General features: G+C 75.1%; 20 protein-coding genes, 1 tRNA gene and 1 other RNA gene. 10 read left to right on the top strand and 12 right to left on the bottom strand.

Features of this window, described 5'->3' with window-relative positions; all coding sequences use genetic code 11:
• The first annotated feature begins 23 nt into the window (after positions 1-23).
• Positions 24-731 carry a class I SAM-dependent methyltransferase gene (locus ACI8AP_RS09070; RefSeq protein WP_456589011.1) on the top strand — a complete coding sequence of 236 codons (708 nt, stop codon included), beginning with the start codon at positions 24-26 and terminating at the stop codon, positions 729-731.
• Between the two features lie 43 nt (positions 732-774).
• Here the strand turns inward: ACI8AP_RS09070 and ACI8AP_RS09065 are convergent, their stop codons facing one another.
• A complete protein-coding gene (locus tag ACI8AP_RS09065) occupies positions 775-2,058 on the bottom strand; it encodes a choice-of-anchor I domain-containing protein (RefSeq protein ID WP_456589010.1) in 1,284 nt (427 codons plus the stop codon).
• A gap of 258 nt (positions 2,059-2,316) precedes the next feature.
• On the opposite strand from ACI8AP_RS09065, the gene ACI8AP_RS09060 reads away from it, so the two are divergent.
• On the top strand, positions 2,317-2,565 hold the full coding sequence (locus tag ACI8AP_RS09060; RefSeq protein ID WP_456589009.1) for a hypothetical protein: 249 nt from the start codon (positions 2,317-2,319) through the stop codon (positions 2,563-2,565).
• 147 nt (positions 2,566-2,712) lie between these two features.
• On the opposite strand, the gene rnpB is transcribed toward ACI8AP_RS09060, so the two are convergent.
• Positions 2,713-3,114, bottom strand: an RNA gene (gene rnpB, locus ACI8AP_RS09055) — RNase P RNA component class A.
• Between the two features lie 99 nt (positions 3,115-3,213).
• On the opposite strand from rnpB, the gene ACI8AP_RS09050 reads away from it, so the two are divergent.
• Positions 3,214-4,773, top strand: a complete 1,560-nt coding sequence (locus ACI8AP_RS09050; RefSeq protein ID WP_456589008.1) for a DUF222 domain-containing protein — start codon at positions 3,214-3,216, stop codon at positions 4,771-4,773.
• Between the two features lie 9 nt (positions 4,774-4,782).
• Here the strand turns inward: ACI8AP_RS09050 and ACI8AP_RS09045 are convergent, their stop codons facing one another.
• Together ACI8AP_RS09045 and ACI8AP_RS09040 are read right to left on the bottom strand one after the other, a co-directional pair.
• Complete coding sequence (locus ACI8AP_RS09045; protein ID WP_456589007.1) at positions 4,783-5,502, bottom strand: PIG-L deacetylase family protein; 720 nt, start codon at positions 5,500-5,502, stop codon at positions 4,783-4,785.
• 47 nt (positions 5,503-5,549) lie between these two features.
• A complete protein-coding gene (locus tag ACI8AP_RS09040) occupies positions 5,550-5,855 on the bottom strand; it encodes a DoxX family protein (RefSeq protein WP_456589006.1) in 306 nt (101 codons plus the stop codon).
• A 78-nt stretch (positions 5,856-5,933) separates the two neighbouring features.
• On the opposite strand from ACI8AP_RS09040, the gene ACI8AP_RS09035 reads away from it, so the two are divergent.
• Positions 5,934-6,707 carry a sulfite exporter TauE/SafE family protein gene (locus ACI8AP_RS09035; protein WP_456589005.1) on the top strand — a complete coding sequence of 258 codons (774 nt, stop codon included), beginning with the start codon at positions 5,934-5,936 and terminating at the stop codon, positions 6,705-6,707.
• A gap of 14 nt (positions 6,708-6,721) precedes the next feature.
• Here ACI8AP_RS09035 and ACI8AP_RS09030 read toward each other — a convergent pair whose 3' ends face one another.
• From ACI8AP_RS09030 to ACI8AP_RS09015, 4 genes are read right to left on the bottom strand one after another with little or no spacing between them, the layout of a single operon-like run.
• Positions 6,722-7,816 carry a bifunctional RNase H/acid phosphatase gene (locus tag ACI8AP_RS09030; RefSeq protein WP_456589004.1) on the bottom strand — a complete coding sequence of 365 codons (1,095 nt, stop codon included), beginning with the start codon at positions 7,814-7,816 and terminating at the stop codon, positions 6,722-6,724.
• Positions 7,813-8,553, bottom strand: coding sequence for a zinc ribbon domain-containing protein (locus ACI8AP_RS09025; protein WP_456589003.1), 741 nt, complete (start codon positions 8,551-8,553; stop codon positions 7,813-7,815). Before ACI8AP_RS09025 ends, ACI8AP_RS09030 begins: the two co-directional genes overlap by 4 nt.
• Before the next feature lie 59 nt (positions 8,554-8,612).
• Positions 8,613-9,008: a hypothetical protein gene (locus ACI8AP_RS09020; protein ID WP_456589002.1), complete on the bottom strand. Its 396-nt coding sequence runs from the start codon at positions 9,006-9,008 to the stop codon at positions 8,613-8,615.
• Positions 9,005-10,807, bottom strand: a complete 1,803-nt coding sequence (locus ACI8AP_RS09015; RefSeq protein ID WP_456589001.1) for a carbon starvation CstA family protein — start codon at positions 10,805-10,807, stop codon at positions 9,005-9,007. The genes ACI8AP_RS09020 and ACI8AP_RS09015 overlap by 4 nt, the downstream gene beginning before the upstream one ends.
• A gap of 64 nt (positions 10,808-10,871) precedes the next feature.
• On the opposite strand from ACI8AP_RS09015, the gene ACI8AP_RS09010 reads away from it, so the two are divergent.
• Positions 10,872-11,648: a hypothetical protein gene (locus ACI8AP_RS09010; protein WP_456589000.1), complete on the top strand. Its 777-nt coding sequence runs from the start codon at positions 10,872-10,874 to the stop codon at positions 11,646-11,648.
• A gap of 18 nt (positions 11,649-11,666) precedes the next feature.
• Here ACI8AP_RS09010 and ACI8AP_RS09005 read toward each other — a convergent pair whose 3' ends face one another.
• Positions 11,667-12,494, bottom strand: a complete 828-nt coding sequence (locus tag ACI8AP_RS09005; protein WP_456588999.1) for a Nif3-like dinuclear metal center hexameric protein — start codon at positions 12,492-12,494, stop codon at positions 11,667-11,669.
• 61 nt (positions 12,495-12,555) lie between these two features.
• Here ACI8AP_RS09005 and ACI8AP_RS09000 point away from each other — a divergent pair, with 61 nt between their 5' ends.
• The 4 genes from ACI8AP_RS09000 (at position 12,556) to ACI8AP_RS08985 (ending at position 18,142) form a co-directional block, all read left to right on the top strand.
• Positions 12,556-14,517, top strand: coding sequence for an FUSC family protein (locus tag ACI8AP_RS09000; RefSeq protein ID WP_456588998.1), 1,962 nt, complete (start codon positions 12,556-12,558; stop codon positions 14,515-14,517).
• Positions 14,518-14,561: 44 nt separating this feature from the next.
• Positions 14,562-15,527, top strand: coding sequence for an alpha/beta fold hydrolase (locus ACI8AP_RS08995; RefSeq protein ID WP_456588997.1), 966 nt, complete (start codon positions 14,562-14,564; stop codon positions 15,525-15,527).
• Positions 15,528-15,683: 156 nt separating this feature from the next.
• Positions 15,684-17,132, top strand: coding sequence for a WS/DGAT/MGAT family O-acyltransferase (locus ACI8AP_RS08990; RefSeq protein ID WP_456589065.1), 1,449 nt, complete (start codon positions 15,684-15,686; stop codon positions 17,130-17,132).
• Positions 17,129-18,142, top strand: a complete 1,014-nt coding sequence (locus ACI8AP_RS08985) for an NAD-dependent epimerase/dehydratase family protein (protein ID WP_456588996.1) — start codon at positions 17,129-17,131, stop codon at positions 18,140-18,142. Before ACI8AP_RS08990 ends, ACI8AP_RS08985 begins: the two co-directional genes overlap by 4 nt.
• Here ACI8AP_RS08985 and ACI8AP_RS08980 read toward each other — a convergent pair.
• Positions 18,139-19,050 (bottom strand): alpha/beta fold hydrolase, encoded by a 912-nt coding sequence (locus tag ACI8AP_RS08980; RefSeq protein WP_456588995.1) that lies wholly within the window; start codon positions 19,048-19,050, stop codon positions 18,139-18,141. The two genes, ACI8AP_RS08985 and ACI8AP_RS08980, sit on opposite strands and share 4 nt — an antisense overlap.
• A 190-nt stretch (positions 19,051-19,240) precedes the next feature.
• Between ACI8AP_RS08980 and ACI8AP_RS08975 the strand changes: the two genes are divergently transcribed.
• Positions 19,241-20,065 (top strand): esterase/lipase family protein, encoded by an 825-nt coding sequence (locus ACI8AP_RS08975; protein ID WP_456588994.1) that lies wholly within the window; start codon positions 19,241-19,243, stop codon positions 20,063-20,065.
• A gap of 54 nt (positions 20,066-20,119) precedes the next feature.
• Here ACI8AP_RS08975 and ACI8AP_RS08970 read toward each other — a convergent pair.
• Both ACI8AP_RS08970 and ACI8AP_RS08965 read right to left on the bottom strand, forming a co-directional pair.
• Positions 20,120-20,191, bottom strand: a tRNA-Val gene (locus tag ACI8AP_RS08970).
• Positions 20,192-20,267: 76 nt separating this feature from the next.
• The gene (locus tag ACI8AP_RS08965) at positions 20,268-20,732 is read right to left on the bottom strand and encodes a peroxiredoxin (RefSeq protein ID WP_456588993.1); all 465 of its coding nucleotides are present in this window, start codon (positions 20,730-20,732) and stop codon (positions 20,268-20,270) included.
• Between the last annotated feature and the right edge of the window lie 48 nt (positions 20,733-20,780).

The following is a 20,780-nucleotide window of genomic DNA, read 5'->3' as shown; positions in this document are numbered from 1 at the left end:
GCGGCTGGGTCACACTCCCGAAGGTGACCGCCGACGAGCGCACCACCACGTCCCGAACCGCCGCGACCGGGTCGTACCAGGGGCACGGCATCCACGCCGCCCCGGGAGTGCACGAGTACGCCGTCGAGCTGGCGCGGCGGGCCCTGCCCACCGGCGGCCGGATCCTGGAGGTCGGTGCCGGCTGCGGCGCGCTGGCCTGCCGGCTCCGGGACGCCGGGTTCGACGTCGTCCCCACCGACCTGGACCCGCCGCACGACTGGATCCACCGCCTCGACCTCGACGACCCCCAGTGGACCGAGGAGACCCGCGGCCCCTTCGACCTGGTGATGTGCGTCGAGACGCTCGAGCACGTGGAGAACCCGCGGCAGGTGCTGCGCTCGATCCGGGCCCTGCTCCGGCCGGGTGACCGGCTCGTCGTGAGCACCCCGAACATCACCCACCCGCACTCACGGCTGAAGATGTTCCTGCGCGGTGCCCCGTTCATCTTCGGGCCCGGGCACTACTACCAGCCGGGCCACATCTCGATCCTCCCCGACTGGATGCTCGTCGAGCACATCCGGCTGGCGGGGTTCGAGGACATCACGGTCACGACCGGTGGCTCCACCTGGTACGAGGGACCGCGCAAGCTGGCCCACCGGATCGAGACCGCCCTGCTCTGGCTGATCGGGATACGCCACCGGGCGGACTCGGGCGAGGGCATCTGCACGTTCGTCACCGCCGTCGCCGCCTGACCACCCGGGCCGGGGGCGCGGTGGGCGCCCCCGGCCGCGGTGCTCAGGGCTTCGTCAGCTGGAACAGCGAGATCGTCCCGTCGTCCTCGTTGCTGGTGAGGAACAGGTGGCCGCGCTTGACGGCGAGCAGCCCTTCGGGCGCCTCCCCGGTGGACAGCACCTGCAGCAGCTCGGGGGCGCCCTCGTCGGCGAGGTCGTAGACCAGGACGGCGTCCCCGCGCTCGGACCCGATGAAGGCGTAGGTGGTGCCGTAGAGCGTGGCGACCTCCGCGCCCTCGAACTCCGCGCCCTTGTCGTCGCTGCGCCCGTCGGGGTAGCGGCCCGCCGCGGCGAGGGCCTGCTCCGCCGCTCCCCCGGAGGTCGAGACGACCTCCCCGTCCGGGGAGAAGACGGTCCAGCCACGACCGCCGCTGGGCTCCTCGGCCAGGTCGCCCTCGTCCGCGGTGACCAGGTTGCCCCCCGGCGTCCACTGGACGGCGTCGGGCTCCCGGGGAGCGGTCAGCGCGTCGTCGAACGCGATCACGCCGTCGTCGGACGTGTCGGCGTCGGTGCGCGTCACGGTCCCGGCCGAGAAGGACCCGACGACCGTGCGGGAACGCAGGTCGACCAGGGCGATGGCGTTGTTCTCCTGCAGCGTCACCGCCGCGATGCCCCGGCGGTCGATGTCGACGTACTCCGGCTCGGGGTCGTCCGGGTACAGGGCGCCCTCCAGCCCGGTCAGCTCGACCCGGTCGACCGTCCACCGCTCCGGCGTCCCGTGCAGCTCCACGACGGCCAGGAAACCGGCAGGCGCCTGCGGCAGACCGCCCTCGACGCCGTCGACCTCCAGGTCCTCGTCGCGCTGGTTCTCGATCGCGACCGCCGCCACCGCACCGTCGGGGCTGATCGCGATGGAGTCGGGCTGGCCGCCCAGGTCGATGGTCCGGACGACGGCGCGGGTGCGCAGGTCGATGACGGCCAGCTCCCCCGACGGGGCGGTGAACGAGGTGCTGGTGTCGACCACGGCGAGGGCGTGGCGCCCGTCGCGGGTGACGGTCACCGACGTGGGCTCCCCACCCAGCTGCACGCTGCCGATCGCCGTCGGCTCGGCGGGTCTGGTCAGGTCGACCAGCCCGACCTCGCCGGTGGCCGAGTCGGTGTAGAGCAGCGTCCGGCCGTCGGGGGTCACCGCGAGGATCTCGGCGACCTCACCGGTCACCTCGAACGTGGCCAGCTCGGTGAAGACCGGCGCGGGCGCCGGCTTCGCACCAGCAGGGGCGACGGTCACGGCGAGCATCAGGGCGGCGGCAGGGAACGTGCAGGCGAGACGCCGGGCGCGGGGTGACACGGGAGCTCCAGGGGTAGCGGGACAGATGCCCCGACCCTCACCAGCGAAGACGGCGCCCGGGCAGCCGATGGGCCAACCCCGGGTGACCGCCACCCGACCAGCGCCCGACACCGACTGCCCGCACGGGCGCGTTCCCGGACGTCGCAAGCGCCGGACCCGCCACGCGGTGACGACTCGTGCCGCCTGCCGCTCCCACCGTCGGCCGGAAGCGCCTCGTGCGCTGGTTGCCAGCACCGTCGGCCTTCTAGGTTGTGCTGCGTGACGGGTCGAGGCGCACGCGACGTCCGCAGCGAGCCGTGGTTCCTGGCGGTGGCGTCTCTGCTCCTCGTAGGCGCGGCCGCGTTCCTGATCCGGGACCTCCTCGCCGGCGACACGTCGGCCTTCGACATCGCGGTGAGGGCCGCGACGGTGGCCGGCTGGCTCGTGCTCCTCGTCACCGGAGTGGTCGGCCGCCGTCACGAGCGCGGGGACCGAGCCGACGCAGGCGGTGACCTCGAGGGACGGTGAGCCCTACCGGAGATCCCGTGGCGCTGCCGCCGTCTCCACCGGCAGCCGAGGCGGGCCGCTGTCCGCAGGCGTTCCCGCCGAAACGTCGTCTCGGCGGCATCACCGGCCCCGAGTGGCCGCACGCGGGCGCTCCGGAGGAAAGGACGACGGACGAGTCGGCCTGTACGCCGGGTTCTGTCCACGGGCGCCTTGCGGCCTCCCGATGGGCGGTCATCCATCTAGGCCTGCCGTTGCCGGCAGGCTCCAGCGGTCTACCCGCAGGCTCGGGCGGGCCGCCCTCGAACGCCTGCGCGGAACGGCGGCGAACCGCCGCTCCTTCTTGACCTAGCTCCGGGTGGGGTTTACCGAGCCACGCCGGTCACCCGGCGTGCTGGTGGTCTCTTACACCACCGTTTCACCCTTACCAGCGCGAGCGCTGGCGGTCTGTTTTCTGTGGCACTGTCCCGCGGGTCACCCCGGGTCGCCGTTAACGACCACCCTGCCCTGTGGAGCCCGGACGTTCCTCGGCGACGGGGTCTCCCCCGCCGACGCGACCGCCCGGCCGACTCGTCCGTCGTACCGGCCAGTCTACGAGGCCCGGACCCACGCCCGGCCACGGCGATCCGAAGGCCGGCCGGAAGTGTCGTACCCCCGTCCTAACCTGCGGGTATGTCGGTGGTCGGGTTCGCGGTCGGGGTGACCGTGATGCCGGTGAGCCCGCCGTCGGAGTGGGAGCTGGCCGACCCTGATCCGTTGCCGCGGTTGGGTGAACCGTTGAGCGCGTGGTTGCCGGCCCGGCGGGGTGCGGCGGAGGCGGCGGAGCTGCTGGGGCAGATCGTGGCCGCGGAGGCGCAGCTGGCGGCGCTGCGGGCGGAGCTGGTGATGGATCTGGCCGCCGCCCGCCCGGCTCCGGCCGATCCGCTGCCCGGCGGCGAGCGCGCCGGCACCGTGGGGCCGCCAGAGGTCAGTGAGTTCGTGCCCGATGAGCTGGCCGCGGTGCAGAACTGCAGCCGCACGGCGGCGGTGACGCAGCTGGAGCACGCCGAGGTGCTCACCACGCTGCTGCCCGCGACGTACACACGGCTGCGGCTGGGGCGGCTGGACTGGCCCCGTGCCCGGGCGATGGCCGCGGAGGTCGCCGTCACCGGGCGGGAGACCGACCCGGGCGTGATCGCCGCCATGGAGGCAGCCGTCCTGCCCACCGCCACCGAGTTGGGGGTGGGGAAGCTGCGGGAGGCGGTGCGCGCCGAGCTGATCGCCCGCGACGCCGCCGCGGCCGACCGCCGCCGGCGGGCCCGGCAGCGGGCAGCGGATGTGACGGTGCGCCCGGTCGGGGACGGGATGAGCGAGCTGCGCGCCCTGCTGCCCCACCCCGACGCCCGCGCCTGCCGCCAGGCGGTCGATGCCCACGCCCGGGCGGCGAAGGACGCCGGCGACGATCGGCCGATCGGCATGCTGCGCACCGGAGCCCTCACCGACCTGCTGCTGCGCCCCTGGCAGCAGCAACCGGCGGTGACCGCGCACCTGACCGTGGTCGCACCGCTGCCCGCGCTCACCCCGGCGGGGTTCCTGGCCGCCGGCGCCCCGGCACCGGCCGCCTTCACCCCGCCCGGCACGCCCGCGCCGGTCGGGGAGGTGGACGGGGAGCCGATCACCGCCGCCCACCTGCGCGAACTACTCGCCGCCCTGGATGCCGCAGGCGTGCAGGCCCCACCCGGCGGCAGCCTGCAGATCGCGCTCACCGACGCCACCGGCAAACTGCGGGCGGTCACCGGCCGCGCCGAACTGGCCCGGCTGGCCACCCGCGGCTGCCCCGACCACCCCGACCACCCCGACCGGTCCTGCGGCTGCCCGCTGCTCGGCCCGCCCGGGCCGGTGGACCGCTACCGGCCCTCGGCCGCCCAGCAACGCTTCCTCGCAACGCGGGACCGCACCTGCCGGCACCCCGGCTGCACCGTGCCCGCCGGCTGGGCCGATCTGGACCACGTCATCCCGCACGCCGACCGCGGCGCCACCGCCTGCGAGAACCTGTGCTGCCTGTGCCGCCACCACCACCGGCTCAAGACCTTCGCCCCCGGCTGGCAGCACACCCTCAGCGACGACGGCGTCCTCACCGTCATCACCCCCACCGGGGTCACCCGCACCAGCCGACCACCCGGCTACCGCGTCCTCACCGCACCACCGCAACCACCACCGCCACCACCGGCGGAGGACCCACCACCGTTCTGACCGCGTGCGTCATCCCCAGTAGAGCGTGAAGCCCACCTGCCGGCCGCCGTCCTCGGTCAGGGTCGACATGTCGATCTGTCTCCGTGCCTGCTCTTCGACCGGCTCGTCGGACAGCGCCGCGAGGTACCGCCGGTGCTCGGCCAGCGATGCGACCGCGGGCTCCACTCCCCCGCTGACGTCCATCGCGTGCGGCGGCTCACCGCCCATGGCCTGCACCGCGATGTACTGCACGCCCGGCCACGGGTCCTCCGCAAGCTCCGGGAAGATCCACTCGTTGGCGGCGTCGGCGACCGCGTCGAGCACGCTGCGGGTCAGCGCCCGGTGGTCGGGCGAGTTCAGGGCTGCGGGGCTGACCCCGGGCAGGGTCCAGGTGTCCCCGCCCCAGGTGGTCACCACCAGGTCGGGCCGGTGCCGCCGAATGCCGCCCGCCAGCTCGCGCCGCAGGTCCGGTCCGGCCACCAGTACGCCGTCCCGGAGGTCGAGGAACTCCACCTCGCTCACCCCGACGACGGCGGCCGACGCACGCTCCTCCGCCTCGCGCAGCGGCCCGGCCTCCGCCGGCGGCATCCCGGCGATCCCCGCCTCGCCGCGGGTGGCGAGCAGGTAGCGCACCTCCTTGCCCGCCGCCGTCCACACGGCGACCGCGGCCGCGAGGCCGTACTCGATGTCGTCGGGGTGGGCGGCGACGACGAGGGCGCGCTGCCAGTCGTCCGGCATGGGTGCGGGCACGGGTCGAGTCTGCCGTGCCGGCGTCGGCCGCGGGCGGTCAGCGGCCCTCAGCCGCCGCGGGCCACCCGGAGCGCCGCCGAGACCATCGGCACCTGGAGAGGCAGCCGCACCGCGGCGGCGGCCAGCACCGCTGGCTTCCCGCGACCGAGCCGGACGTGGTGCAGGTGCGCGGGCACGAACGCCAGCAAGAGGGCGGCGGCCGACCAGCCGCCGGCCCGCCGGGTGCGCGGCGCCGCGAGCAGGGCGGCGGTACCGATCTCGGCCACCCCGCTGGCGAGCACCCACGACCGGGCGTCTCCCAGCTCCGGCGGCACCAGCCACTCGTAGGTACGCGGACGCACCAGGTGCAGCACTCACGACCCACCCAGGAGGGCTCCCAGCCACGTCGCGCTCGCCGGCCTCCGCACGCGCCCACCGTAGGCTGCACCGCCGTGTCCGCCGTGTCCGCCGTGTCCGCCGTCGACCTGCTCGTCGTCGCGGGCGTCGCGTTCCTCGCCGGCGGGGTCAACTCGATCGCCGGCGGCGGCTCGCTGATCCTCTTCCCCACCCTCGTCGCGCTGGGGCTGGGCACTGTCGCGGCGAACGTCACCAACTCGCTGGCGCAGTGGCCCGGCTACCTCGGCGGGGTCGCCGGCTTCCGCGCCGAGTACGCCGGCCAGCGCCGGCGCCTGCTCCGGTTCGGCGCGGTGGCCGCCCTGGGCGGGCTCGGCGGCAGCGTCCTGCTGCTCACCACGCCGTCCGACGCCTTCGACGCCGTGGTCCCTGTGCTCGTGCTGCTGGCCAGCCTGCTGCTCGCCCTCCAGCCGCTGGTGACCCGACGGCTGGCCGGTCAGCTCGCCGCCGGGCCCGGCCGCGACCCGGCCTGGCTGTACCTGGCCCTGTTCCTGGCCACCGTCTACGGCGGCTACTTCGGCGGTGCGCTCGGGGTGATCCTGGTGGGCGTCCTCGGCATCGGGCTGCACCGGCTCAAGCTCGCCAACGCGCTGAAGTCGGCGCTGTCCGCGGTCACCGCCACGGTGACGCTGGTGGTGTTCGGCGTCTTCGGGCCGGTCGAGTGGACCGTCGTCGCCGTTGCCGCCCCGGCCGGCCTCGTCGGCGGGTTCCTCGGAGCGCGGCTGGCGAGCCGCATCCCCACCACGCCGCTGCGCGTGACGATCGTGACCTTCGGCGTCGCGGTGTCGGTGTACCTGTTCGTGGGGGTCTGAACGCCGTACCGCGGTCAGCGCAGGTGCGCGGTGTCGTTCACCAGCCGCACCGAGGTGCGCCCGTCGGAGCTCCAGGCGACGGTGCACAACGAGGCGGCCTCCAGGAAGACCCGGTGGACGACGTCGTCGCCGACCCCGAGCCCGGCCGCGAGCAGCAGCTTGATCGGCGTGACGTGGCTGACCACCAGCACCGTCCTCCCGGCGTGCCGGGTCAGGATGCGCCGGCGCGCACCGGCCAGCCGGGCGCTGACCTCGGCGATCGACTCCCCGCCGGGCGCCGCCACCGTCACGTCGGCCATGAACCGGCGCACCGCGAGCGGGTGCCGGGCGCGGGCCTCGTCGAAGGTCAGCCCTTCCAGGTCGCCGAAGTCCAGCTCCCGCAGGTCGTCGTCGAACTCCACCGGCAGCCCGAGCCGCGCGGCGACGATCTCGGCGGTCTCCCGCGTCCGGCGCAGCGGTGACGCGACGACCACCTCGATCCCCAGCTGGGCGGCCCGCTCCCCCGCCGCCTCGGCCTCGGCCCGCCCGGTGCGCGACAGGGGCAGCTCGTTGCGGCCGCTGAACCGGCGCTCGGGGGTGTGCTCGGTCTGCCCGTGGCGCAGCAGGTGGGTGACCGTGGTGACCACCGGGGCGGGTTCCGCCGTGGGCTGGACGTCGTCCTCGGCCACGCTGGGCTCGGCGGCGGCGTCGCGGTGCACGGGCTTGCCGTCCATCGCGCTGTTGGCGAGGGCGTCGGCGGCACCGTTCTGCGCGCGGGGCACCCAGGTGTAGCGGACCCCGCCCAGCTTCCGCGCGATCGCGCGGGCCTGCAGCGCCAGCTGCTGCATGTCGGGGTGCTTGATCTTCCAGCGGCCCGACATCTGCTCGACGACCAGCTTGGAGTCCATCCGCACCTCGACCTCGGCGGAGGCGTCGAGGTCCAGCGCCGCCTGCAGCCCGGCGACCAGGCCGCCGTACTCGGCCACGTTGTTGGTGGCCCGCCCCACGGACGCAGCGCGTTCGGCGAGCACCCGGCCGGTGTCCGCGTCCCGCACCAGCGCGCCGTAGCCGGCCGGCCCGGGGTTGCCGCGGGAGCCGCCGTCGGCCTCGACGACGAACCGGCGGGTCACAGCCCGGACTCGGCCGTGCGCACCAGGATCCGCCCGCAGTTCTCGCAGCGGACCACCTCGTGGGGGTCGGCCTTCTGGACCGCCGCCAGCTCGCGGCCGTTCAGCTCGAGCCGGCACCCCTGGCACTGCCGCGCCCGGAGCATCGCCGCCCCGGTGCTGCCGGTCTGGGCGCGGACCCGGTCGTAGAGGGTCAGCAGCGGGGCGGAGAGGCCCCCGGCGACCGCGGCGCGCGCGCTCTCGTGCCGGGTGGTGGAGTCGGCGACGTCGGCGAGCGCGTCGTCGCGCAGCTGCTCGGCGCGTTCCCGATCGGCCCGCGCCTGCTCGAGCGCCTCCTGCGCCGCCCGCAGGGTGGACTCGGCGGTCTCCAGGCGCTCCATCAGCTCGAGCTCCTGGTCCTCCAGGGTCGCCTGGCGCCGGGCGAGCGACTCCAGCTCCAGCTGCAGGCTGGTGGTCTCCCGCGCGGTGATGCCACCGGCGTCCAGGCGCTGCTGGTCACGGGTCGCGCGCTGCCGGACCGTCTCGACGTCGGCCTCCAGGCGGGACACCTCCCGCTGCAGGTCGCGGACCTCGGTCTCGGCCCGGACGACGTCGTCCCCGAGCGACCGCTCGGTCTCCGCGGCGGCCTCGACGGCCGCGGCCTCGGGCAGCGTCCGCTTCCGGTGCGCGAGCTGGGTCAGGGCGACGTCCTCCGCCGCGAGCTCCAGGAGCTTCTGCTGCTCGAAATGGTCGACCTTCACGCGCTCAACCTACCCGCGCCCCGGTCGGGTCCCGCGCCGGTGACCCGACGACGGCCGGGTCACCGCAGCGCCAGCTCCGCCTCCACCGCGGCGACGGCGGCCGCGGGCGCGGGCAGGCCACCGGAGGCGAGCACCGCGCCGTCGACGACGAGCGACTCGACCGCCATCCCCGCACGCACCGAGCGGCGCAGCGCGGCGCCCCGCAGGCCGCGGCGGCGCCCGGCCCTCACCAGCTCCGGCAGCAGCCAGAGCCAGTTCGACGGCGAGACGACCTCGATCGCGACGTCGGCCGGCAGCCGCGCCCGCAGCGCCCGGTACACCTCCCCCACCGGGTCCGCCCGGGGGGCGTGGGCGTGCGAGCCGCCGTCGTCGAAGGGGCGCACGTCCCCGCTGCAGCAGCCGCCGCCCCCGCCCGCGGCCCGGGAGCCGCGGACGAGGACGACCCGCGAGGTCACCTGCGCGAGGTCCCGGCCGGCCCCTCCGTGGGCCCGGCCGTCGATTCGCCGACCTCGGGGTTGGCCTTCGCCACGGCGTCCGGCTCCCCCGTCCCGAATCCGTCGACCGGGGTCGACGGCCGCTCGCGGTAGGCGGTGCGCAGGGCCAGCGCCGCCTCCACGATCAGCCAGACCGCCAGGACGAAGATCAGCGCGTCCAGCGGCGCCAGCACCCAGTCCTCGGCCTCGATGAAGTTGCGCAGGTTGACGATCAGCGCCCACGACGTCATGACCAGCAGGAACACCAGCGGGATGAGCGCGGCGAGGGGGTTGCGGCCCCGGCGGGTGATCCACACGGCGATGACCGACAGCGCCAGGCCCGCGGTGAGCTGGTTGGTGGTCCCGAACAGCTGCCACAGGACCCCGAAGGTGTACCCGGCTTCCCCTTCCCCGGGGATCAGCGCCATGCCGAGCGGGATCAGGACGGCGATGGTGGTCGCGACCGTGAGGTTGCGGGAGAGCGCCCGGATGCCGAGGAGCTCGCCGATCTCCTGGACGACGTAGCGCTGCAGGCGCACGCCGGTGTCCATGGTCGTGGCGGCGAAGCTGATCACGACCACGGCGGCGAAGATGGTCGCGAGGTCGAGCGGGATCGCGATGTTGTTCGCGAACTGGGCCACGCCGTTGACGAAGTTGCCGGTCGCCCCGCTGGAGGCGGTCGCGAAGTCCGGGTAGAGCGCCTCCCAGTCCGCCTGCGAGGCGGCGACGCCGGCCGTGGCGGCCAGGACGGCACCGGTGGCCAGCGACCCCTCGCCGACCGCGCCCATGTAGCCCACGTAGCGGGCGTCGGTCTCGCGGTCCAGCTGCTTGGACGTCGTGCCGGAGGAGACCAGGGAGTGGAAGCCGGAGATCGCCCCGCAGGCGATGGTGATGAAGAGGAAGGGGAAGAAGCTCGGCGAGCCCTCGGGCACGTCGTTGACCACCGGCGCCTGGATGGTGTTCATGCCGACGATGACGCCCAGGGCGATGACGCCGAGCGCGATGAAGAGCTGGTGGCTGTTGATGTAGTCCCGCGGCTGCAGCAGCACCCACACCGGGATGCGCGAGGCGATCCAGGTGTAGGCGAAGAGCAGGACCACCCAGACGTTGCGGGTCTGCTCCACCCCCAGCGCGTCGGCGAGCCCGTCGAGCGAGATCGGGAAGGCGTTCCCGACCAGGATGAGGGCGTACAGCACGATCACGCCGACGATCGACGGGATGAGCGCCGACGACCGCGTCCGGTAGATGTAGACGCCGATGAAGATCGCCAGCGGGATCTCCAGCACGATCGGGATGACCGCACCCGGGTTGGCGACGAGGAGGTTCCCGATCACCACGGCGAAGACCGCGTTCACCAGGGTGAGCAGGAAGAAGATGATCGCCAGGAAGAGCTTCCGGGCCCGGCCGTTGATGACCTCGCCGGCCAGCGTGCCGATGCTCTTGGCCTTGTGCCGGACCGACACCGCGAGCGCGCCGAAGTCGTGCACGCCGGCGGCGAAGATGGTGCCCAGGACGATCCAGGTCAGGGCCGGGCCCCAGCCCCAGAAGACCGCGATCGCCGGGCCGACGATCGGGGCCGCCCCGGCCACCGAGGTGAAGTGGTGGCCGAACAGGACGTGCTTGTTCGTCGGCACGAAGTCGTTGCCGTCGTTGAACTGGTGGGCCGGCGTGACGAACGCCGGGTCGAGGGCGTACACCTTCCGGGCCAGGTAGCTGGAGTAGTACCGGTAGCCGAGGAAGAACAGCACCCCGACCACGGCGGCCACGACGAACGCGGGCACGGCAGAACCCCCTGGTCCACGGGCGGCCTCGTCGCCGCCGTCGGAGGGAGTGAACACTCAGCCCATGGACCCCACAAGTCTGGCCGCGCTCCACGCCGCGGGTGTGGCCGAACTGTTGTGGTCCACGCCGGACGGGCCCCCGGGGGCCACCGGCGTCGTCCCGCTGGCCCTCGGCGGCCGGCCGGCGGTCGCGCTGCCCTGGGCGCACGTGGCGACCGCCCGCGCCGCCGCGGCCGCCGGCTCGGCCGCGCTGGTCCTCTCCGAGCCACGGCTCACCGGGGTGCGGTGGTCACCCCTGGCGTTCACCGGGCGGCTCACGCTCGTGGAGGACGGCGACGGCGAGCTGTTCAGCGAGGAGCTGCTCGACCAGGAGCTGCGCAAGCACCCACCGTCGCGGGCGCTGGCCGACTCGCACATGCTCCGCCGCGAGCACTGGTGGTACCTGCCGCGCCTGGTGCTGGTCCTCGACCCGGACGCCGTCGTCCCGGTCGACCGGCGCGAGGGCCCCGCCGACGCCGTCCTGGCCGTCGACGACGGTGGCCTGCACGTGCGCACCGTCCGGGTCCCCGACTGGGACGCCGATCCGCTCGCGCTGCCGGGTGGACCGCCGGCGGTGGCCGGCCCGGCGGTGCTGGTCGGGCAGGAGCTCTCCGTGCCGGACGTCGAGCGGTGGACCGTGCACACCACCTCCGGCCGCTACGCCGACGGCCGGCTCACCGACGTGCGCCCGGCCGCGACCAGGCAGCTGGAGCCGGTCCCCGGCCTGCTCGCCCGGATCCGCCGCCAGCGCGCGCTCGAGCGCAGCTGCGTGCGGGCGTTGCGGGCCGCCGGTCACGGCTGACCGCGCGGACCGCCCCGGTCAGCCCGCGGCCGGGGCGTCGGCCCGGCAGCTCCACGGATCGGTCCGCGGGGTGGCGACGGCGACCTCCACCCGGCCGCCCAGGTCGCGGCGCAGCACGTCGGCGGCCACCGGCAGCCAGGGCCACTCGGAGGCCCAGTGCGCCACGTCGCACAGCGCCGGCCCGGCCATCTCCAGCGCGTCGGACACCGGGTGGTGCTTCAGGTCGCTGGTGAGCAGCACGTCGGCTCCGGCCGCGGCGGCGGCGCCCAGCAGCGAGCCACCGCTGCCGCCGCAGACCGCGACCGTGGCGATCCGCCGGTCGGGGTCACCGGCCGCCCGGACACCTCCGGCCGTGGCGGGCAGCGCGGCAGCGGCGTGCTCGGCGAACCGGCGCAGCGTCATCGGCTCCGGCAGCCGGCCCACCCGGCCGAGCCCGGCCCGCGGATCCGCGGCGGTGGGCTCCAGTGGCACGGCCTCCGCGAGGCCGAGCGCCGCCGCCAGCGCGTCGTTGACCCCGTGGCGCGGGGCCCGGTCGGCGTTGGTGTGCGCGACGAAGAGCGCGGCGCCCGCCCGGACCAGCCGGTGCACCAGCCGCCCCCGCGGGTCGTCGGCCGGCACACCGTGCACCGGGCTGAGGAACAGCGGGTGGTGGGTGACCAGCAGCTGCGCACCGGTCCGCACCACCTCGTCGACGACGGCGGCGGTCGGGTCCACGGCGAACAGCACCCGCCGCACCTCCTCCGCGGGGTCGCCGCAGACCAGCCCGACGGCGTCCCACCCCTCGGCGAGGGCCGGGTCGTAGCGGGCATCGAGGGCGGCGAGGACCTTCCCGAGCTGCACGGTCACGGCTGGTCAGGGTAGGCGGGGGTGCGCACGGCCGGTCCGGTGGAGTGCCAAGCTTCGGAGCGTGGTGCGGCGGCGTGGGGAGCGATCGCTGCGGGCCCCCGCCTGGCTCGAGGAGCTGGTGCGCACCACGCCCCCGCCGGTCCCGTGGCGCGACGTCGCCCGGTTCGCCGTCTCGATCCCCGCCCCCCTGGCCCTCGCCGTCGCCATGGGCGGCCTGGACTCCGCCGTCACGCTGGGCGCCGGCGTGTTCGGCACGATGGGGGCGCTGGCGGCGAGCCTGGCGCCCCAGCCCGGCCCGCTCCGGGACCGGCTCCGCCGGATCGGGGCGGCGACCCTCTTCGGCATGCTGGGCCTGCTGGCCGGCCAGTTCGCGACCGGTGGCGGGTGGGCACCGGTGGCCGTCATCGCGGCGCTGTCGGCGGCCGCGGCGCTGGTCAGCGCGGTCAACGCGGCTCTGTCGCTCGGCGCGCTGCAGCTGCTGATCTACACGGCGCTCGCCTCGGGGCTGGGCACCCCGCTCACGGCCGCCGCGGAGGTCGGCTTCTTCCTCTGCGGTGCGGCGTGGGCGACCCTGACGGCGTTGGTGCAGTACCGGACCGAGCCGCTGGACCCCGACCGGTCCGCCGTCGCCGCCGTCTTCACCCGCATCGGCGAGCTGCTGGCGGCGGTCGGCAGCGACGCGGCCCCCGAGGCCCGGCGGGCGCTCACCACGGCCCTCAACGCCGCCTACGACCGGGTCATCCGCAGCCGCAGCCGGTCGGCGGGCCGCAGCCGCGAGCTCTCGGAACTCGCCGGCGTCCTCAACGCGGCGGCGCCGCTCGTGGAGGGCGCCGTGGCCGCCGCGCGCGCGGGCATCCCCCCGGATCCGCAGGACGTCGCCGCCGCGCACGCGCTGGCGGCGGCAGTCTCGGGCCGCGGCGAGCTGGTCGAGCAGCGCCCCGCCCCCCTCGAGCAGGGCCATCCGGCCGTGCGGGCCGTCCGGCACGGCGTCCGGCTCGTGTGGAACGTGGTGGGCGACCCGGAGGAACGGGCCGGCGCGGCGGCCGCGGCGGTGGCCCGGCCCGACCTCCGCACCCGCCTCCACGATCTGGCCGACCGCACGCTCGCCAGCGCCGACGCCCGCAGCTTCGCCGTCCGGCTGTCGCTCTGCATGACCGTCGCGGAGATCGCCCGCCAGTACCTGCCCATCGAGCGGCCGTACTGGGTCCTGCTGACCGTCGCGATCGTGCTGAAGCCCGACTTCGGCTCGGTGTTCACCCGGGCGGTGCAGCGGGGCGCCGGAACCCTCCTCGGCGTGCTGCTCGGCTCCGCCCTCCTCGCGGCCCTCCCCCGCAACGGGTGGGTGCTCGTGGCGCTGGCCGGCGCGGCCGCGGTGCTGCCGTGGGCGCGCAACGCCAACTTCGGCCTGTTCTCCGTCTTCCAGACGCCGCTGATCATCCTGCTGCTCGATCTGGCGCTGCCTGCCGGGCCGGGGCTCGTCGGTGCCCGGCTGCTGGACACGCTGATCGGCTGCGCGATCGTGCTGGTCTTCGGCTACCTGCTGTGGCCGCAGACCTGGCGCGCCCCGCTGGACGAGGCGCTGCGCGACGCCGCCCGCGCCCTGGACGCGTTCGTGGCGGCCGCCTTCACCGGCAGCCCGGCCGAGCGCCGCCGCGCCCGCAGGCGCAGCTACCGCGCGCTCACCGAGCTGCAGACCCAGCTGCAGCGGCGCCTGGCCGAGCCACCGCCGATCAGCACGCGGGCGGCCGCGTGGTGGCCGGTGATCGTGCAGCTGGAACGCGCGTCCGACGCTGTCACCGAGGCCGTCATCGCCAGCCGCGGCGGGGAGCCGGCCCCCGATCTCGCCCAGGTGGCCGTCCTGCGCCGGGCGATCCGCGGGCTGGAGGACGACGTCCGGCGGTCGGTCGTGCCCGACGACGCGGAGCTGCACGCCGAGGGGGTGCTGGCCCCGGTGGCCCGCGAGGTCGACGCCGCCCGTCGCCTGGTGCGGGAGACCGCACCCGGGCGCCGCGGGGGCCACTGAGCCGGCCGGTTGCGCGGCCCGCTCCGAGGCCATGGGATGGCGCCGTGCCCGCCGACCCCCCGCTGCTGCCCCTGCCCCCGCTCGACGGACCGCCCCCTCCGGGCTCGCGGACGGTGACCACCGACGACGGCTGCGACCTGCACGTGGAGTTCGACGGCAGGGAGGACGCCCCGCTCACCGTCGTCCTCTGCCACGGGTTCACCGCGCGGCTGGCGGAGTGGGAGCCCCAGCGCGCGGCGCTGCGGGACCGGGCCCGGCTCGTCCTGTGGGACCAGCGCGGCCACGGCCGCTCCGGCTGGACGCCCCTGACCCGGGCCACGATCGACCGCACCGGCCGCGACCTCGGCGAGGTGCTCGACGCCGTCGCCCCCACCGGGCCGGTGGTGCTCGCCGGCCACTCCATGGGCGGGATGAGCATCCTCGCGCTGGCCCGGCAGCGGCCCGAGCTGTTCGGCACCCGCATCGTCGGCGCCTTCCTGCTGGCCACCTCGGCCGGTGGACTGGTGAGCACCGGCGTCCTGGCCACGGTGGTCACGCTGATGCGCCGGCTGCGGCTGCTCCCGCTCTACCTCTGGCTGCTGCAACGGCTGGCCCCGGCGCTGGAGCGACGTCGCCGGCGGGGCACCTTCCTCGGCCGGCGGGCCATCCGGCGGCTGCTGTTCGGCAAGGACGACGCCGACCCGCGCAGCGTGCGCCTGGTGCAGCAGCTGCTGGAGGAGACGCCCCTACCGGTGACGATGGCGTTCTACGCGACCTTCCTCGACCACGACGAGACGGCGGCGCTGGAGGTCCTCCGCCGGGTGCCGGTGACGGTGGTGGCCGCGACGCACGACCGGCTGACCCCCGAGGCCCACGGGCGGCGGATCGCCGAGGCGGTCGGCCCGGGCGCCGAGCTGGTCGTCGTCCCCGGGGCCGGGCACAGCGTCAACCTCACCCGCGCGGCGGTGGTCGACCGCGCGTTCACCGACCTGCTCGACCGGATCGAGGTCGAGCGCCGGAAGGCCGGTTGACCTGCTGGATACGGGGCACGGGAAGATGTGGCCGCCGCCACACCGTCGAGTGCGTGCACGGAGGGGCGCAGATTCGTTCGGCGGCCACCATCCGGACGTGCGAGGCCCAGGTCCGAGCAGAGCGACCAGGGCGGCGAGGAGTGAGACGTGGACCGCATGAGTGCCCTCGACAGCGGGTTCTACTTCGCCGAGAGCGAGAACACCCCCATGCACGTGGGGTCGGTGGCGGTGTTCGACGGGCCGGCGCCCAGCTACGGCGACGTGGTCCGGCTGCTGCTCAGCAAGCTGCCGCGCGTGCCGCGGTACCGGCAGCGGGTGCGGGAGGTGCCGCTGCAGCTGGGCCGCCCGATGTGGGTCGACGACCCGCACTTCCAGATCCTGTACCACGTCCGGCACACCGCGGTGCCCTCCCCGGGCGGCGACGAGCAGCTGCGCAACCTGGCCGGCCGGGTGCTCGGCCAGCGGCTGGACATGGCCAAGCCGCTGTGGGAGCTCTGGCTCGTCGAGGGCCTGGCCGACGGGCGCTGGGCGCTCATCTCCAAGGTCCACCACTGCATGGTCGACGGCGTCGCCGGCACCGACCTCATGCAGCTGATGTTCGACCTGGACCCCGACGCCACCCACGAGGACCCCCGCGACTGGACGCCGCGGCGCGACCCCTCCTCGCTGGCCCTGGTCGCCGGCGCGGTCACCGAGGCGGCCACCCAGCCGCTGCGCACGCTGACCAGCCTGCCCTCCGTCGGGAGCGCCGCCCGCAACGTCCGCGGCCTCGCCGAGTCCGGGCGCACGCTGGCCGGCGCCCTGCCGTCGCTGGCCAAGCAGGCCGTCACCCCCACCGCCCGCTCGCTCAACGGGCACATCGGGCCGCACCGTCGCTGGGCGTGGACCCAGGGCCGGTTCGAGGAGTTCAGGTCGGTGCGCACAGCGCTCGGCGGCACGGTCAACGACGTCGTCCTCACCGCGATCACCAAGGGCTTCCGCGACCTGCTCCAGGGCCGCGGCGAGCTCTCCTCCGAGGACCTCGTCGTGCGGTCGATGGTGCCGGTCTCGGTCCGCTCCGAGCAGCAGCGCGGATCGCTGAACAACCGGGTGGCCTGCGTCTTCGTCGACCTGCCCGTCGGCGACCCGGACCCGGTGTCGCGGCTGCGCTCGATCCGCGGGCAGATGGACGAGTACAAGCGGGCGATGCAGGCCGTCGACGTCCCGACGATCATCTCGATGGGCGACTTCGTCGCCCCCACCCTGCTCTCCGTCGGGGTGCGCTCGGCGATGCAGGCCGGGCAGATGTGGTGCCAGGCGGTGACGACGAACGTGCCCGGCCCCCGGGTGCCGCTGTACGTCCTCGGCAAGCGGATGTGCTCCGCCCACGCCTACGTGCCGATCGCCGGCGGCATCCGCTGCTCGATCGGGATCTTCAGCTACCTCGACACGATGACCTTCGGCCTCAACGCCGACTTCGACGCCTTCCCCGACGTCGACGTCCTCTCCGGGGGCATCCGGCGGGGCATCGAGGAGCTGCTCGAGCTCGCCCGCGCGGCGGAGGCCACGCCCGACGTGGAGCAGCCCACCGGCGGGACCACCAAGGCCCGGGCAGCCGCCCGGTGAGCGCCGGGGGGCGCGGGCTGACCGTGGCCGTCACCGGGCCGACCGGCACCTTCGGCGCCGGGCTCGTGCCGCTGCTGCAGGACGACGACCGCGTCGAGTCGATCATCGGCATCGCCCGCCGCCCGTTCGACCCGGCCGAGCGGGGCTGGACCAAGATGCGCTACCGGCAGGGCGACGTGCGCGAGCCGGAGGGGCTGCGCGAGGCGTTCGCCGGTGCCGACGCCGTCGTCCACCTGGCCTTCCTGATCACCGGCAACGCCTCCCGGGAGACGACCCGGGCGATCAACGTCGACGGCACGCTGAACGTCTTCCGCGCGGCGTCGGCGGTCGGCGCCCGGCGGTTCGTCTACGCCTCCTCGGTCGCCGCCTACGGCTTCCACCGCGACAACCCGGAGCTGATCTCCGAGGAGTGGCCGGTGCGCCCGGCGGCGCGGCTGTTCTACGCCCAGGAGAAGGCCGAGCTCGAGCACCTGCTGCAGGACGAGGTGGCGGCGGCCCCCGATCTGGCGCTCTACCTGCTCCGCCCGCCGGTGGTGGTGGGTCCGCACGCCATCGGCGGGAAGGACGTGCTGCCCGGCCCGCTCGCCCCGCTGGGCCGCCTGCTGTTCGACCGGCCGCGGCGGCTGCCGGTCCCCGTGCCGCTGCTGGTGCCACGCCACCCGCTGCAGTTCGTCCACGAGGACGACGTCGGGCAGGCGCTGCTGCTGTGCGTCCTGGGCGCGGGACCGCCGGGCGCCTACAACATCGCCGGCGACGGCGTCCTCACCGCCGCGGACGTGGCCCGGGAGTTCGGCGCGATCGCGATCCCGACACCCGCCGCGCCCGCGCAGGCCGCGGCGCGTGCGGTCTCCCGGCTGCCGTTCCTGCCGCCGGTGGCCGAGTGGGTCGAAGCGGCCACCCGGCCGGCGATCATGGACACCACGCGGGCCCACGAGGAGCTCGGCTGGCGGCCGCGCTACACCGGGCTGGAGGCGCTGCGCGACACGCTCCGCCCGGACGGAGGGAGCTAGGCGCGGGAGCCGACGAGCCGCGCGTCGCGCATCCAGTCCAGCACCTCGGCCACCAGGCGCTCCGGCTCCTGCAGCTGGGGCACGTGGCCGACGCCGGCCCACTCGGCGTACCGCCACGCGGCGTGCTGCCGCGCGATGTCCCGCGCCGCCTGCACCGGCACCAGCCGGTCGCGGTCGCCGTGGACCAGCAGCACCGGGACGTCGATCGACGCCATCGCGGCGCGGTAGCGACGCGGATCGGCCAGCACCCGCAGCACCGAGCGGGCCGCCGCGAGGAACGCCCGGTCCATCCCCTGGACGTCGCGGCGCTCCTCGATCAGGGTGACCGACCGGTCGATGACGTCGGCGGGCACCTGCTCGGGGTCGACGCCCACCAGCTCCAGCATGTCGTGCACGCGGACCAGGGCCGACGTGCGCTGCCGCCGCCACCACAGGAAGCGCTCCCCGACGAACGGGATCGCGTAGAGCGCGAACGTGACGGCCACCAGCGGGTCCAGCGCCCGCCGCGGGCCGGGGACGGCCGGGTCGAGCAGCACCAGCCCGCGCACCGCCTCGGGGTGCTCCCCCGCCTCGAGGATCGAGATCATGCCGCCCATCGAGTTCCCCACGAGAACGGCGGGCTCCCCGACGACCTCGGCGAGGAAGCGGTTCAGCACGGCGACGTTGGCCGGGACGCTGGCCCTGCGGCCGCCGGGCTCGCTGCGCCCGAAACCCGGCAGATCGAGGGCCAGCACCCGCGCGTGCTCGCGCAGCGCCGGGGCGACGAGGTCCCAGTTCAGGTGCGAGCCGCCCAGCCCGTGCACCAGCACGACCACCGGCCCCTCCTCCGGGCCCCCGAAGTCGAGGTAGTGCACCGGTCCGTCGAGGTCCACCGTGCGGCTCCGCCCGGGCATGCCGTCCTCGCCCATCCCGCTCCTCTCCCCTGCCGTCGTCCGTACGGTGGCACGTGGTGCCACCGGTCGCAGCGCGGGCAGGCCGCGTCACGTGGCGGTACGCGAACGTCCGCTATGACGCAGGACACAGTTCGGCAACATGTGCCCGCGCGTGCAGCCACCTCAGGTGTGAGCCAGGCCGCATCTTGGTAGAGCCCGTGCACACATGGACGGCAGCCTGGAGGACGACGTGGCACGACAGCAGGGTGACGGCCCCGCACTCCCGCTCTACCTCACCGAGCCCGGCCGGGCGTTCGCCGACTACGGCCTCTACCTGGCGGCCCGCCCGCTCACGGCTCGCCTGCCCAAGGGAGACGGCCACCCCGTGCTCGTCCTCCCCGGCCTGCTCGCCGACGACTCCTCCACCCGGGTCCTCCGCGCGACGCTCCGGCGGCTGGACTACCGGGTGCACGGCTGGGGGCTTGGGCGCAACATCGGCCCGACCGCCGTCTGCGTCAACGGCCTGCGCGACAAGCTCGACTACCTGCACGGCCGCTACGGCCGCGAGGTGACGGTCATCGGCTGGAGCCTCGGTGGCATCTTCGCCCGCGACCTCGCCCGGCAGTGCCCCGACCAGGTGCGCCAGGTGATCACCCTCGGCAGCCCGTTCCGCATCGAGCGGCACAGCCAGACCCGGGCGTCGAAGGCGTTCGACCGCTACGCCCACCTGCACGTGGAGCAGCGCCAGTTCCCGCTGGAGTCCGAGGGCTGCCCCCTGCCGGTGCCCGCGACGTCGATCTACTCCCACCTCGACGGCATCGTGCACTGGCAGACCTGCCTGAACGTGCCCGGTGAGCGCTGCGAGAACATCGCGGTCATGGCCAGCCACCTCGGCATCGGCCACCACCCGGCGGCGCTCTGGGCGATCGCCGACCGGCTGGCGCAGCCCGAGGGCGAGTGGACCCCGTTCCGGGCGCCGGCGTTCCTGCGGCCGGCGTTCCCGAAGCCCGCCGAGCCGGCCCCGGCGTCCGAGGCGCCCGTCGCCGCCTGACCGGCGTACGCGGCATCGCCCGCTGCGCCACCGGTTGCTCCGAGGACGACGGGGTGGGCGCGACAGGGTTCGAACCTGCGACCGCTCGCTTGTAAGGCGAGAGCTCTACCGCTGAGCTACGCGCCCCGCCGGCCCAGCGTAAGGACCTCCCCGCCGCTCGCCACTCGCGAGCGCGCGGGGAGACCCCTGGCCGGGCGGCCGGTCAGGCAGCCACGAGCTGCGCGACCGCGTCCTTCCAGCCGGACTGCTGGCGGGCGTCGCCGGGGGCGTTGACCTCGGCGAAGGCGATGGCGCCCTCGGCGTCGACGAGGAACGTGCCGCGCAGGGCCATGCCGGCCTTCTCGTTGAACACCCCGTAGGCCTGCGCGACCTCGCCGTGCGGCCAGAAGTCCGAGAGCAGCGGGAACTCGAGGTTCTCCTGCGCCTTGAACGCCTTGAGGCTGAAGACGGGATCGGTGCTGATGGCCAGCACCTTCACCCCCGCACCGGTGTAGGAGGTCAGCTCGTCGCGCAGCTGGCAGAGCTCGCCGGTGCAGATGCCGGAGAAGGCGAAGGGGTAGAAGACGAGGAGCACGGGCGTGCCGCGCAGGTCGGCCAGGGACACGACCTGCTTGTCCTGGTCGGGCAGGCTGAACTCGGGCGCGCGGTCACCGACGGAGAGGCTCATGCCCGTGATCGTGCCCCACCCGTGGTGACCGGCTGGAACGGCCCCCGT

The organism is Blastococcus sp. SYSU DS1021 (genome assembly GCF_054050995.1).
The sequence above is the reverse complement of the archived record's forward strand: the minus strand, read 5'-3'. Positions and strand labels throughout refer to the sequence as shown.